This is a genomic window from Yoonia sp. F2084L (genome assembly GCF_023015625.1).
Lineage (GTDB): Bacteria > Pseudomonadota > Alphaproteobacteria > Rhodobacterales > Rhodobacteraceae > Yoonia.
Window position 1 is genome coordinate 130,290 of record NZ_JALKAH010000006.1, and the last position, 13,490, is coordinate 143,779.

At 52.9% G+C, this 13,490-nt stretch carries 15 protein-coding genes and 1 pseudogene; 5 read left to right on the top strand and 11 right to left on the bottom strand.

Annotated elements, in window-relative coordinates; genetic code table 11:
* Nucleotides 1–6: 6 nt before the first annotated feature.
* The 7 genes from MWU60_RS17745 to MWU60_RS17775 all read right to left on the bottom strand — a co-directional run bounded on the left by MWU60_RS17745 (nt 7) and on the right by MWU60_RS17775 (nt 6,731).
* Nucleotides 7–936 (bottom strand): NAD(P)-dependent oxidoreductase, encoded by a 930-nt coding sequence (locus tag MWU60_RS17745; protein ID WP_247228735.1) that lies wholly within the window; start codon nt 934–936, stop codon nt 7–9.
* A complete protein-coding gene (gene rfbC, locus MWU60_RS17750) occupies nt 933–1,478 on the bottom strand; it encodes a dTDP-4-dehydrorhamnose 3,5-epimerase (RefSeq protein ID WP_281493346.1) in 546 nt (181 codons plus the stop codon). The genes MWU60_RS17745 and rfbC overlap by 4 nt, the downstream gene beginning before the upstream one ends.
* Nucleotides 1,478–2,479 (bottom strand): class I SAM-dependent methyltransferase, encoded by a 1,002-nt coding sequence (locus MWU60_RS17755; RefSeq protein ID WP_247228737.1) that lies wholly within the window; start codon nt 2,477–2,479, stop codon nt 1,478–1,480. The genes rfbC and MWU60_RS17755 overlap by 1 nt, the downstream gene beginning before the upstream one ends.
* 229 nt (nt 2,480–2,708) lie before the next feature.
* Nucleotides 2,709–3,776, bottom strand: coding sequence for a CDP-glucose 4,6-dehydratase (rfbG, locus tag MWU60_RS17760; RefSeq protein WP_281493347.1), 1,068 nt, complete (start codon nt 3,774–3,776; stop codon nt 2,709–2,711).
* A complete protein-coding gene (gene rfbF / locus MWU60_RS17765; protein ID WP_247228738.1) occupies nt 3,776–4,642 on the bottom strand; it encodes a glucose-1-phosphate cytidylyltransferase in 867 nt (288 codons plus the stop codon). The genes rfbG and rfbF overlap by 1 nt, the downstream gene beginning before the upstream one ends.
* Nucleotides 4,643–4,713: 71 nt before the next feature.
* Nucleotides 4,714–5,679, bottom strand: coding sequence for a glycosyltransferase family 2 protein (locus MWU60_RS17770; protein ID WP_247228739.1), 966 nt, complete (start codon nt 5,677–5,679; stop codon nt 4,714–4,716).
* An 80-nt stretch (nt 5,680–5,759) separates the two neighbouring features.
* Nucleotides 5,760–6,731: a hypothetical protein gene (locus tag MWU60_RS17775; RefSeq protein ID WP_247228740.1), complete on the bottom strand. Its 972-nt coding sequence runs from the start codon at nt 6,729–6,731 to the stop codon at nt 5,760–5,762.
* A gap of 78 nt (nt 6,732–6,809) precedes the next feature.
* Here MWU60_RS17775 and MWU60_RS19555 point away from each other — a divergent pair.
* The 3 genes and pseudogenes from MWU60_RS19555 to MWU60_RS17790 form a co-directional block, all read left to right on the top strand.
* Nucleotides 6,810–6,989 (top strand): annotated as a pseudogene (locus MWU60_RS19555) (integrase core domain-containing protein); the annotation flags it as partial.
* Between the two features lie 1,056 nt (nt 6,990–8,045).
* Nucleotides 8,046–8,378, top strand: coding sequence for a hypothetical protein (locus tag MWU60_RS17785; RefSeq protein ID WP_247228741.1), 333 nt, complete (start codon nt 8,046–8,048; stop codon nt 8,376–8,378).
* A 37-nt stretch (nt 8,379–8,415) separates the two neighbouring features.
* Entirely contained in the window at nt 8,416–9,579 is a 1,164-nt protein-coding gene (locus MWU60_RS17790; protein ID WP_247228742.1) for an iron-containing alcohol dehydrogenase, read from the top strand.
* 35 nt (nt 9,580–9,614) lie between these two features.
* Here the strand turns inward: MWU60_RS17790 and MWU60_RS17795 are convergent, their stop codons facing one another.
* The gene (locus MWU60_RS17795; RefSeq protein ID WP_247228743.1) at nt 9,615–10,697 is read right to left on the bottom strand and encodes a Fic family protein; all 1,083 of its coding nucleotides are present in this window, start codon (nt 10,695–10,697) and stop codon (nt 9,615–9,617) included.
* 165 nt (nt 10,698–10,862) lie between these two features.
* On the opposite strand from MWU60_RS17795, the gene MWU60_RS17800 reads away from it, so the two are divergent.
* Together MWU60_RS17800 and MWU60_RS17805 are read left to right on the top strand one after the other, a co-directional pair.
* A complete protein-coding gene (locus MWU60_RS17800; protein ID WP_247228744.1) occupies nt 10,863–11,288 on the top strand; it encodes a GFA family protein in 426 nt (141 codons plus the stop codon).
* A gap of 8 nt (nt 11,289–11,296) precedes the next feature.
* The gene (locus MWU60_RS17805) at nt 11,297–11,953 is read left to right on the top strand and encodes a DUF4332 domain-containing protein (RefSeq protein WP_247228745.1); all 657 of its coding nucleotides are present in this window, start codon (nt 11,297–11,299) and stop codon (nt 11,951–11,953) included.
* 193 nt (nt 11,954–12,146) lie between these two features.
* Here MWU60_RS17805 and MWU60_RS17810 read toward each other — a convergent pair whose 3' ends face one another.
* The 3 genes from MWU60_RS17810 to MWU60_RS17820 form a co-directional block, all read right to left on the bottom strand.
* Nucleotides 12,147–12,464 carry a hypothetical protein gene (locus MWU60_RS17810; protein WP_247228746.1) on the bottom strand — a complete coding sequence of 106 codons (318 nt, stop codon included), beginning with the start codon at nt 12,462–12,464 and terminating at the stop codon, nt 12,147–12,149.
* Nucleotides 12,465–12,593: 129 nt separating this feature from the next.
* Nucleotides 12,594–13,046 carry a hypothetical protein gene (locus MWU60_RS17815; protein WP_247228747.1) on the bottom strand — a complete coding sequence of 151 codons (453 nt, stop codon included), beginning with the start codon at nt 13,044–13,046 and terminating at the stop codon, nt 12,594–12,596.
* A gap of 1 nt (nt 13,047) precedes the next feature.
* On the bottom strand, nt 13,048–13,422 hold the full coding sequence (locus tag MWU60_RS17820; protein WP_348644708.1) for a DNA/RNA non-specific endonuclease: 375 nt from the start codon (nt 13,420–13,422) through the stop codon (nt 13,048–13,050).
* Between the last annotated feature and the right edge of the window lie 68 nt (nt 13,423–13,490).

The window sequence follows — 13,490 nt, forward strand, 5'->3', positions numbered from 1 at the left end:
CTCAATTTAAGTTGCGCGCGACAAAGGCAGATCTTTCAGATGGCTTTCGGCCATTTGTTTCGCCCACCAACGATAAACATCGCTCATGCCGTCATATATGCTGATTTTTGGATCGAACTTCAATTCATCGGTCTGCCGACGTAAATCTGGGATCAGTATAGCTGGCTCGCCCTCTCGATCCGGCAATGCCCCGAGCTCAATCAGATCAGGGCGGCCTGCGATTTGTCCAAGCATCTTCGCCACATCGCCAAGCTTGTCCGAAACAGTGTGACCCACGTTAATGGGGCCTTGAAGGTTGCTATGCACAAGTGCCGCGATAGCAGCACCGACATCCCTTACATCCATGAAATTGCGCGTTTGTGTTCCTGATGAACATTTCGCCACGTCATTTTGCAGTAATGACCGACAAACCGAAGGCACGAAACGTGCCGGGTGTTCGTCCGATCCATAAGGATAAAAGATACGTGCCCAAGCAAAGGACACCGGCATCTCACGCAGGGCGTTCAAGAGGTCACGTTTTGCCCGCCCATATTGCGATGACGGTATCTGACCGTCATCTTCTTCGCGCAACGGTTTAGACGAACCAGCGTATTCCGCACAAGTTCCACACCCGATGATGCGTTGACCACCATTGGCATGGAAAGCTGTAAAAAGCGCCTTGCCAGCGTCTAACCAAGCAAGGTTACTGTCCGCTTCCCAAAACACGCCGGGGGTCGTTTCCCAAGCACTGTGGATCAAATGAGTGGGTCGGACATCGCGGATAAGCGCGAGGCAATCGGCGGGATCAAGAAGATCCGCGTGATGCCAAGTTGCGCCCTCAACAACGGCTTGAGTGCGTGCGACGGCGTGCACATCATACCCGTCGAGCAAGCACGCTTTGATCCTTGATCCTACAAATCCACGCGCGCCTGTGATCAAAATTCTTGGGTTTGTCATGTCAGTGACGCGATCTGCGAAAGTAAGGGCAGCGCTTCGTCGCGGCTTGACATCACGGTTGGTGAAATGGGCCAAGCTACGGCAATATCAGGATCATTCCACGCCACACCTTTTTCAAGACCCGCCCGATGGGGTTCGCTGAACTGATACAGGATATCGGCATCATCCGTTAAGGTCACAAAGCCATGCGCAACGCCACTCGGGATGTAGAATGCGTCCATGTTCTCTGCGCTCAACTCAACACTCGTCCATTGGTGAAAAGTGGGCGAGGTTGGGCGTAAATCGACGGCAACGTCAAATATTGCACCGCGCACGCAGCGCACAAGCTTGCATTCACCCTCGGCGACCGGAATGAAATGCAGACCGCGGAGTGTCCCTTTCTTGGAATTATGGGACAACGCCATTTGCGCCGTTGGTTGCTCTAGCCCAGCCTCAGCAAAACTCTTATGACAGTATGTCCGCACAAAATGTCCGCGTTCATCGCGGTGGGGTGTTTGCCTGATCTGCATAACACCCGGTATCGATGTCTTAGCGAATTCCATCAAAAAGTCTCAAGCTTTGGGATCGCAACAACAAATTGGCCGCCCCAGTCGCGAATATCACTCAGCTGCTGAACGATCTCTTCCCGCAGGTTCCACGGCAAAATCAGCACATAATCTGGACGCGTGGCCTTGATATGGTCGGGGTGAAATACCGGAATGTTGACCCCTGGCAAGAACTTACCTTGTTTCTGCGGGCTTAAGTCCGTGGTAAAGGGGAGCAGCTCTGGCCCAATACCGCTATAGTTCAATATCGTATTGCCTTTTGCGGGCGCCCCATAGCCACAGACAGTTTTTCCCTGTCGCCACACGTCGATCAGGAACGACAGAAGGTCTGCCTTGCATTGGGCTGGTCGTTCGGCGAACCCGCTGTACCCAGCAAGGCTGTTCAAGCCAAAATTCGCTTCGTCACGACGCACCTTCGCGAGTGTCTCAGCCAAAGCATGGTCATTGATCTCACTTGCGCTGTGTTTGGCAAAGACCCGTAGCGATCCACCATGCGTATTTAGTTGCTCAAGCCCATAAACCGTTAAGCCATGTGCTCCAAGAATGCGTTCCACGCTGAGTAGGGAAAGATAGAAATAATGTTCGTGATAGACGGTATCGAATTGTCCTTGCGTCAGCATTTGCAACAGATGAGGGAATTCAATTGTCAGGGTGCCATCAGGGGCCAACACCGGTCCGATACCTGAAACAAAATCACCAATATCAGGGACATGGGCCAGCACATTGTTGCAGGCAATCAGATCTGCAGAGATCCCTTTTTTCCGCAGTGCGTCTCCCAACGACTTGCCAAAAAACTCGACGATACTTTCGATGCCGTGATGCTCTTTTGCATACGCGGCGACGTTGTCTGACGGCTCCACGCCAATAACTTTGATGCCTGCGTTCTTAAAATGTTGCAGCAGATAGCCATCATTGCTGGCGATTTCGAGCACAAAAGAATCCGACCCAAGGCCAAGCCTTTCTTGCATCTCTTGCGCATAGCGTTCCGCATGCGCCAACCATGACGCCGAAAAGGATGAAAAATAGGCGTAGTCTTCGTAAAAATGTGGTGGTGTCACTACATCGCTGAGTTGGACAAGCCAGCAGCTTTCGCAAACCAGTGCTTTGAGTGGAAAGAACGTTTGTCCTTCGTGATCGACACGGCTGGGGTCTCGGAAATGGTTTGAAACCGGGCTTAGCCCAAGATCGACCAAGACATACTCAAGAGGTGATTTGCAGAACCTACATTCACTGGCCATGTTGGCTACCGTCACTTTCAAATTGCGCAATTTGGGTTTGGGTCATTGCCCACATATCGGCACCTTCGGCATGTGATTTATACCACGCGGCCAAAGCCGAGAGCGCATCAGGCAATCGCCAGTTGGGCGACCATCCAAGCTCGGCATGCGCCTTAGAGCTATCAAGTGCCAACAGTTTTTCTTCGAATACTTCGAATGTTTGCGCAACTTGAACATCAGCCCCTTGGCCCCAAATCTGAGCTAACTGGCGCGCAACGATTTCGACAGGTTGGCAATCTGCTCCAGCAGATGCGAAGTTCCAGCCGCCAGAGAATGCGGTCCCATTCTGAGCAAGCGCCTTCGCCAAAGCAAGATACCCAGGCAATGGATCAAGCACATGCTGCCATGGCCGCGTGGAATGCGGGTTACGCAATGTCAGCGGCTCGCCTGCCGCGAAACAACGCACCGCGTCTGGTAATAGCCGGTTGGCAGACCAATCGCCGCCACCGATGATATTACCAACACGCAACGCCGCTATCCCGAGATGGGGGAAATAACTATTGGCGTAAGCCGTAATAACGTGTTCGCTTGCCGCTTTGCTGGCGCTGTAAGGCTCTTTGCCGCCTAACGGGTCGTTTTCCCGGTAGGGCCAATGCCAGTTCTTGTTTTGATAAACCTTATCAGTCGTTACCAATAACATAGCCTTCAAGTCTTCAAGCTTTCGGGCGGCCTGCATTACATTGACCGTGCCCATGACGTTGGTCTCAAAAGTCTCGACAGGATCACCATGCGCCGTCAAAACCAGTGGCTGGGCGGCCAAATGAAATATGATTTCTGGCCGAGCATCTGTCATCGCCGTCGACAGACGATCCAAATCACGGACATCACCAATTGTCGACTTTGACAGCCTGTCACCTAGCAAAACCACGTCAAAAAAAGACGGGTTCGTCAAAGGTGAAAGCGCGTAACCTGACACGATAGCGCCTTTCCTCAAAAGATAGCTGCAAAGCCAACCACCCATGAATCCAGTGTGACCGGTTACGAAAACGCGCCTATTTTGCCACCAATCGTCAGTCATCACCAGGTTTTCCAAGGCGCCCTGCCAGATTGCCAGTATTCTTCAAGCAGGTTCATTTCGCGTTGGGTATCCATACACTGCCAGTAACCGGCATGGCGATAGACGCTGAGCTGACCTGCTTCCGAAAGTTGCTGCAAAACACCGTCCTCAAGCGTGATGTCATCTGCATCGGAAAGGCCTTCAAAAATGCTCTTACTGAAAACAAAGAAGCCGCCGTTGATCCAACCAGAACCTGTTTGCGGCTTTTCACTAAACGAAGACACGACATCCCCATCTAGTGCGAGTTCGCCAAAACGCGAAGAAGGGCGTACTGCGACAACGGTGGCAAGCTTGCCATTCGTGTGATGATGTTCAATCACGGCGTTGATGTCCACATCGCTCACACCGTCCCCATAGGTCGCGAGGAATATGTCGTCATCAATGTACTTGGTTGCCCGTTTCAGACGTGACCCTGTCAGGGTCTGGACGCCTGCATTTTGGATGCGAATTTTCCAAGGTAACAGTTCCTCAGTGGTTCCAAGGTTGGTCACCGTCGCTGCCTTTAGATCGATTTCTATATCCTGACTATGATTTCGATAGTTCAGGAAAAACTGCTTTATAACATCGCTCTTGTAGCCTGTGCAGAGCACAAAATCATGGTGACCAAAATGGCTGTAGCTTCGCATGATGTGCCACAAAATCGGCTTGTGCCCGATCTCAACCATGGGCTTTGGCTTCAGTTCGGTCTCTTCTCGGATCCGCGTCCCTAGCCCCCCGCAAAGTATCGCAACTTGCATCTGTCCTGCCTTCTTGTCGTTTCGTTTTCCTGCGACGTGTCTTGCTTGCGCGGGATTGATCACTTGTCCAGTTTTGCTTGCTTCTAACATACAACTCATTGACACCCGAGTTCAAAAACCCCACCGCCGTTGGTGCCTGATTTCTTCCAGTTTAAGTGCAGTCAGAGTTTCAAATCCGTATCCTCGATGTTTAGGCTTTGCTCGATGATTGCTATCGGATCAGAGCGGATGGCACGGTAAATTCTTAAGATATACTCACCAATAATGCCCAAAAGGAATGCATTCAGGCCAATTCCAAACAAAATCAGAAGCTGGATGCTGATGAAACCGGGGGGCAAGTTGGGATCAAGAAACTTCGAGATCAAATAGAAAACCGTCAGTGCAACGGTGGCCAAAATGATCACAAGACCGGTGTATGTCGCGATCCTCAACGGAACCGTCGAATGATTGAGAACTGCTGTCAGTCCAAGACTTACAAGCCGCAACGTACCGAACTGACTTTGGCCAGCCTGTCTGGCGTCTCGGTCGTACGCAATGCCCGTCTGGTTAAAACCAAGACCTGCGATCATGCCACGCAGATATGGGTTTGGTTGGCCACTCCTAGAAATCGCCTCGACAACCCGGCGATCAATCAGACGAAAATCACCGACATCTCTGGGGATTGGATGCTCGCTCACCTTGTCGATTGCCCAATACCCAACCTTACGGAAAAGCGTGATAAATGGTCCTTCTTTACGCCCCTTGCGTACACCATAGACGACTTGGTAACCCTGCTGCCAAAGCGCAAAAAACTCTTCCAAAAGTTCGGGCGGATCTTGAAGGTCTGCATCGATTTGCAAAACTGCATCGCCGCGTGTGTGCATGTAGTTGGCTAAGATTGAGTTCTGAAACCCAAAGTTCTTTGAGAATTTAATCGCCCGAACGCGTGCATCATTTTCAGCGAGATGCCTGAGTTTTCCCCACGTACCATCGCTCGAGTGATTGTCAGAGAACACGAACTCAAACTCACATCGGTCAGACATGCGATCTGCAAGCGCCGTTAGCCGCTTATAGAGCTGGTCAAGGTTTTCTTCTTCGTTAAACACGGGAATTGAAACAGAAATGAGAGGCTTTGCATCTTCTTTCATTGTTTCCTAAAGTTCCCGCTGCACTGCGTTAGATCGACCGGCTTGCTGCACCAGCGCCTGTGTTCTTCGTGAGTGTCCCGTCAGATACGCTCTGCCGCGTATTTCGCAACGGCGGGGATCGTATCACGAAACTTGATTTCATCTGGTAATAAAGTGGGTTGAAAAACAACGCCATAATTTTCTTCAGGCGGTTCAGGCAGTGCGCCAAATTTGCCCAATTCGGGAAATCCGACCGCTTCAGCGATCGATGTGGCAATGTCCCGCAGCTTGACAGGTTTGCCATGGCTAATTGTCACGTGGCCCAAGCAGCCGCTTTTCTTAATCGCACGCACCGCCAGCGCAGTATCGAGAACGTGTTGGTACTCTCGCAGTTGCAGTCCTGATGTCATCTTTAGCGGCACCCGGGACCGCGCGGCTGCAAAAAGTTGGCCCAGAAACATAAATGGTGGCGGGTCGTCCAACCCAAAGAGCGTGTGCATACGGCAATGAAGAACGTTCGCGTTCCGCGAGACAGCTTCTGCAACGTAGTCAGAGAGCCGTTCTTTCGATCGGACATAGGCGTTGGGTTGCTTCATCATGCCTTCGAGCACGGTTCCGAACGTCACAACGCTCAACCCCAACTGTTCGCCCGCAAGGATCACATTTCGGGGAAGGGTGAAATTCACCTCATCCAGCGCATCTACGGGCAGCCGCGGGTCAAGAAGCCCCGATGCAACGAAAACTGTGTCACCAGGTTCGGTCACTGTTCCCAGCTTATTGATGACGCGATCTAATGTTTCATCCTGCACCCAATCATGGCAATCCGCTCTGCCTAAGGCGATCAGATTCTGAGTTCCATGCGCTCGTATGAGCCCCTGGCCCAAACGCCCGTTGGCCCCGATTACAACCGTCATAACATCCCCTAAAAGCGCCCAATGTAAAACCCGATCAGCCGAATTTAAGCGTCGTGTGAAATGAAGTGTTCGGGTTCCTGTTGAATTTCTCCATTGCGACAAAGTCAACCATAATTGACGACCAAAGCCGAGACCAGTGCAGAACGGCGGCTCAGCCACAAATATTTTTGCAAGTCGAAATTCCGTACTTGTGAACGAACCGTGAACCGCGATTCTTCTCTATGTCAAGTTAAGGGTATCCTGAAGTGGCAGGAGGACCGCAAGGTCGATTGGCACTACATCGCGCCGGGCAAGCCGATGCAAAATGGCTTCGTCGAAAGTTTTAAAGGACGCAGACGATCCACTCCATCCACGACGGCGCGGGCAACCGGATTGCGGAGTATCTCTATGATGAGAGTGCAGGCACCAGCAGCCTGATCCGCGAATATATCTGGGCGAACGGCCAAATCGTTGGTGTCTATGAGAACGGCACACTCTACTATGTGCGGACCGACCACATTGGACGGCCTGTGTTTGCGACGGACGGCGGCGGCACCAAGGTCTGGGAGGCCAGCTACCTGCCCTTCGGCGGCGTGCAGGCGTCCACCGGACCCAATCCGGAACTGCGCTTCCCCGGACAATGGTTCCAATCCGAGACCGGGCTGCACCAAAACTGGATGCGGGATTATGACCCGACCACGGGACGATACATCCAAGCCGACCCGCTGGGGTTGGTCGATGGGGCCAGTGTCTATGGCTATGCGCTGCAGAATCCGGGGCGGTATATTGATCCGAGAGGCGAGAGTGTTTGGGACGACCTTTGTCATCTCTTCCCTCATTTGTGTGACAGGCCAAGTTCTTGTCCAGCCCCGGGTAGCGGCATTGACGGAAGTGATCCCGACAACATACTTCCACCAAGCGGAGAAGCATGCAGCGACTGTAGCCCACCGCCTCCACCACCGCCAAATTGTGCTGACAAGTTTGTTGAATGTGTTGCGTCCGACCTTGGTGGAGTCTTTGATCAAGAGGCCGGAATGTCACGTTGTGGACGCTGCAACTTAGAGTGTTTTGCTCAAGGGGCATGGCCAGATACAACGCCAAGCGGGCAGTCGTGTTATCGGAGATGAATTATGGAACCAGAAATTTGGCCGCTAGAGTACCAAGCTGCAGTGAACGAAGCTGTCCAGCTTTGTTCATCCCACGGCGTTGAAGCTGCTCTAGTCTCGCTTAAGGCTATAGAGGAAGAATTCTGTAGCCACTCAGCATTTAAGGGCCGAGAAAGCGTCTTAAAGAAGTCCATCATTCGCAATGTCATATTGGTGCTGACTCTAAGCGACGAAACTCGATCAAAATTAGCGCTAGAGCAACTCGCAAATAAATCCTCACAACTCGGAATCTTCGAAGATGCCGAGCAAGATCATCTAAGACGCGTCATATCTGGGAAGTTGAACTCCACAATTTGGAGGGATTCATAACCTTTGCCTTTGTCCCGGTTTGTCAAACCGTCTGGAGGAGATTGTCTTCAGCACCGGCGGTCTGCGCCAGCTGACCTATGACGCGGCGGGCAATGTCACCTTCGACAACCGCAACGGGCCGGGCTATAGCTATAACTACGACGCCGCCAACCGCATGTCCTCCTTTGCGATCAACGGGGTCATTCAGGCCGAATATGCATACAACGCGCTTGGCCAGCAGGTCATCCGCAGGCTGACGCAGGCGGGCCAACCGCCCCGATCGGAACGTCCGCTTTTTGAACACGGTACGAAAGACTTGTTGCGTACAGAGTCTCATGAACTGGAAATTGAGTTTGTTCCTTCTGGGCTGTAGCAATGTGGCGCAACAGTCTGGGCCAGGGAGAACGCGGATGAGCGTCGATTCAATTGGAAGGGTACAATCACCACGTATTATACGTATCGGTGGTGGTATTGCACTGGAAGTTGCCGAGGTCCTATCTCAGCTTGGTCTGTCACGGCCATTGATCGTGACGGACAAAAATCTGATGACGCTGGGGCACGTCGCGACTGTCACCGATGTATTGGACAGTGCGGGTCTTTCATGGCGGGTCTTTGATCAGGTCGTCGAGGATCCTACCGATCGCTGTGTGGACGACGGGCTTGCTGTGCTGCGCAGTGGCGATTTTGACTGCATTATCGGGCTGGGTGGTGGCAGCCCGATGGACGCGGCCAAAGCGATCAGTTTCATGAGCGTTAATCCCGGCCATGTCCGAGACTACAAGGCGCCGCGCCAAATTGATCGCTGCGGGCCGCCGGTGATCTTGATACCGACGACCGGGGGCACCGGATCGGAACTGACGCGCTGGTGCGTGATTACGGACACCGCGCAGCCTGAGAAATACAATCTGTCAGGGCTTGCCTGCGTAGCAACTGCGGCATTGATCGACTGGACGTTCACAACGACCAAGCCGCTGCGTATCACCGCAGACACCGCTGTCGATAGTATGACCCATGCGATTGAGGCCTATGTTAGCCGGAAGGCCTTTGCTTATACCGATGCATTCGCGCTAGCTGCCATGTCTGCGATAGCCAGACACGTCCGCACCGCCTGCAAACAGCCCGACAATGCAGACGCGCGCGCCGCTCTGATGCTTGCAGCATCGCAAGCAGGCATGGCCTTTTCCAATGCCTCTGTTGCTTTGGTGCACGGTATGAGCCGCCCGATTGGTGCGCATTTTCATGTGGCCCATGGTCTGTCGAACGCAATGCTATTGCCAGCTGTCACAGAGTTTTCAATCGGGTCCTCACAGGCGCGGTACGCGACCTGCGCGCGCGTCATGGGATGGGCTGACGATAATGATACCGATGCATTCGCATGTGACAGCCTTGTACAACAGCTCAAGACTCTGAACGCAGATTTGAAAGTGCCCCGCGTCGGTGAATTGGGCCATAAAGCAACCCAAGAGATGTTCACGTTGATGGCGGCACAGGCGCTCGCTTCTGGATCGCCGCAAAACAATCCACGCATTCCAACCGAAAATGAGATTGTGCAACTTTACGGCCAGGTATGGTGACCCCCAGGGTCCTTGCGCTCCACCATATCCTGATCCTAGTACAACACCTTATACTGCGTTGACCGCCCCCCGGCTTCGGATCGCCGCAAGACCCCTGCCCCTTCCAACGCGGCCAGATCGCGTGTCGCGGTCGCCGGGGCTGCGCCTGTGATCTTGCGATAGGTTTTCGCGCTAAGACCCTGCGCCACCCGGTCAGGCCCTTGGGCAAAAATCGCCTCAAGCGCTTTGCGCTGCCTTGCGTTCAGCACATCCGCGCGGGTCGCAAAGAACCGGTTGCGACGCACCAAGAACAGCGCTTCTTCGCGACCTTCGTCAGCCGCAGCGGTCAGCGTGTCCAGAAACCACACCACAAAGGTGGTGGCATCAATGCCCGCCCTGCCCTCAATCCGGCCTGCTTGCAAAGCGGCGTAATATCCACGTTTGTCCCGTTCAATCTGGCGCGACAATGTAAACGGCAGCGGCTGTTCGCTGGCAAAGGCGTGTTCGACCAGCGCGCGCCCGATGCGGCCATTGCCATCTGAAAACGGGTGGATCGATTCAAACCACAGATGCGCAATTGCGGCACGGACCGGTACGGGCAACGTACTGTCCTGCCCCAACCACGCAAGAAACACCTTCATCTGCCCCGGCACCTGACCGGCAGGTGGCCCTTTATAAAGCACATCTGCATGGCCAGCCGCAGCAGAGCGCACAATCTCAATATCGAAGCTGCGCCAACGGCCCAGATCCTCGATCTCGATCCCGTGGAACAGCAGCCGGTGCCAGTCGCACAGCATTTGCGCGGTCAGTGGTCCATGCGCATCGCGGGCGGCCAGCATCAGTTCCACGATCGCATCAGACCGGCGGCCAAACGCCGCTTTGTCACGATGTTTGAGCGACGCAATCACCGACGCCTCAATCTCGGCCGCATCCAGTGTGACGCCTTCAATCTCAAACGACGACAGCGCCTCTTGCACGATTTGGCGGCGGTTCAGCTCTTCCAGATCAGCAGCGGCCATCCCCGCGCGTAGGCCTGTAACTTCGCCCAAAGCACGCATGGCGGCGGCCAAATGCGGGGCAGTCACCGCCGGATCATGGGTGAAGTTGGGCCAGTGGGTTGATTGCCAGATATAGGTCATGATGCGAATAATAGCCGTATTCGCATCATTTTTCTACGCAAAATGATCTGAAAAATCAGATTTTTCGGATCAGTGGCGTGAATTGATGAATATCAAACCGGGTTTGGTTGGCGATGATAGCGGTGCGACCGATACCGTTTGTAACCCGATCAAGGAGGCTGCGCTATGACATCGAAACGGACGCTGACCGGAAAATGCCTGTGTGGTGCGGTTTCAATGGCCGTCACCGCGAATGGGGATGAGGTCGGGACATGCCATTGCGACATGTGCCGCCGTTGGTGCTCTGGGCCATTTTTTGAGGTGACTTGCGAAGACGTCACCTTCGAGGGAGAAGACAACATCACAAAGTATCGCTCGTCGGAATGGGCCGAACGGGGCTTCTGCAATAAATGTGGGACGAACCTGTTCTATCACATCATTGATAGTGAACAATTTCAGGTATCAATCGGGCTGATGGATGATCAGTCGGATTTACACCTTTCGCTTCAGGTGTTCATCGACAGCAAGCCATCATTCTATGCATTGGCCAATCAGACGGAAACGATGACGGCTGCGGAAATCTTTGCCAAATACGCGCCACCCCCAGATTGAGGTCCGGGATGACGCGCTACTATCTTGATGAGCGCGGAACCGATCTTGACGCTTTGCAAGATCGCCTGCAACGCACGGATTTGATCCCGAGCCATGAACCGTTGCTTGACGGCTTGTCCGACAAGCTGGCGTCACTCAAGAAAGCTGGCGTGACTACATTGGCCAATCTGCGCTGCGCTTTGAAGGCCGAAAAATCCCTCACGTCCCTTTCGGAAAGGTCTGGCGTAGATGCCGGTTACCTGCGGCTGCTGAAACGTACCATCAACGGGTTCATTCCAAAGCCACGGTCGCTAAGGGAAATGGATTGGTTGGGGGCTGATGTCACCGCATGTCTGAGCAAGGCGGGCATCAAGAACACGCGGCACGTTTTTGAAGCAGCATGTGGTGAGCCGGCGAAGCTGGCCCGCAACACCGGGATAAGTCCAGAGGACGCGCGGGACCTTCTGTCAATTTCTGACCTGTGCCGCATTCAGTGGGTCAGTCCAAACTTCGCCCGTGCGCTTGTTGCGGCGGGCAACGCAGACCCGGCAACTGTTGCGGCCGCAGATCCAGAAACGCTTTTCGAGGCGATTAAGAAGGCCAACCACAATGCAAGATTTTACAAAGGCACTGTGGGTTTAAGGGACATCAAACGTCTGGTGGTTGCCGCACGTTATGTTCCGTGAAGATTTTACCTGGCTCGGCTCCCGATATGCCAAAGTCGGTCAGCGCTGGCATCGGCGCATGAGCAGCGTAAACGCCGCTAATGGTAGCCAGCAGAAGAATGAAACTACAAAAGAGATGTCGAAAGAGCGCCATAACCTAGGTTAGCCGTTCTGAGGTGTGACGGCTACTGCAGACGGACTGGGTCGCGCATCTTCAGGTGTCCAGATACCGCGGATCTGCGTGTAAGATTTCCAGATACTTGTCGAAGGCTTCGAGCCGCGCCGCATAGTGTTGTTTGTCTTCGGGTTTTCCAACAAAATCAGGGTCACGACCCGATTTGAAGTCATCATATGCGGTTTCGATCAGCTTCAGCACCTTGCGGAATTCTTCCGCCGTGAGATCAGTAAGCTGGATACGCTTATCAGCCATAGGATCGCAGACCCGATAATACAGGTCCATGTCGTTCTCTTCGAGATACCACCACATACGCCGCAAAAGAGGTGCAGCAACAAGGTTGTTGTCGACAACCATACGGGCGTCTTCGTCAAATCCCCGATACCTACTTCTAACTAGGAATGCCCACATAGTTTACTCCAGAATGACAAGCTGCGATTTTGAGTTGCCGGCAAGGCCTCGATGTAGTCCGGTACAATCTAGGGTCTAAGCGTACGGCCGCTCTTTCGCCATTTTCACACGCTCCAACCAGATATCATGCGGGATATTGTGCTTGCCAATCTCCGCTTCCGGTATCTGGCTGACACCCTTCATGTAAAGACCTGGCCAGCTGTCCCATTCTGGGATGTAGGCAAATTGAACATCCATTTTGCCGTTCTCCCTCAATGCGAACTTCATGTTGGTAAAAGGCTCTATCTTAAATTCTGGCATCTTCTGAAGTTCATATGCCAGTGTTCGCATCTCTTCCCAAACTGGCCAAGGATTATCACTATTTAAGCTTTCTATGAGTAACTCTTTATTCTTGAAGAATACGATACTCATGTCTCCCCCACGACTATCTGGGAACCCCTTGAAATTGAAATGACTCAAGTCGGCATCTTCTCTGAATATGGACCATAGTTTTGAACCAATTTGCTTTAGAATTTGAGATGCGTCCATATCAGTCTCCAGTTGGCGTATTTTTGATTGGAGGTGGAGAGGTTAGCACGCCATCAATTTCATAACGAACAATGAAATCCGTGGGCCGTTGTGGATTAGTCGTGTAACGCGGTTGAATATCCACGCGAACATTCTGACCAGCATCCAACGCGTTTCGCCATTGCCGTTCCAGCTCATACCAGCGGCCACCCGAACCGTTTGGGGTACGGTTCATCGGAACCAGATTGACTCCCTCGCCTGCACCACCAAAGACGGACGCGATCAGATGACTACTGCAGTCATCAGGTTGGCAGCAAGCCCCACCAGAGATACCATATTGATATCCATTTCGCGCATTCGGATCATTGACTAGTTCGGCTTGCGTACAGAAGGGTATAGTTTTGGTTCGGTGGTTATTTGTGTAGGCTTTGACTTGCTAAATATAATGACCAAGCACTTATTTGA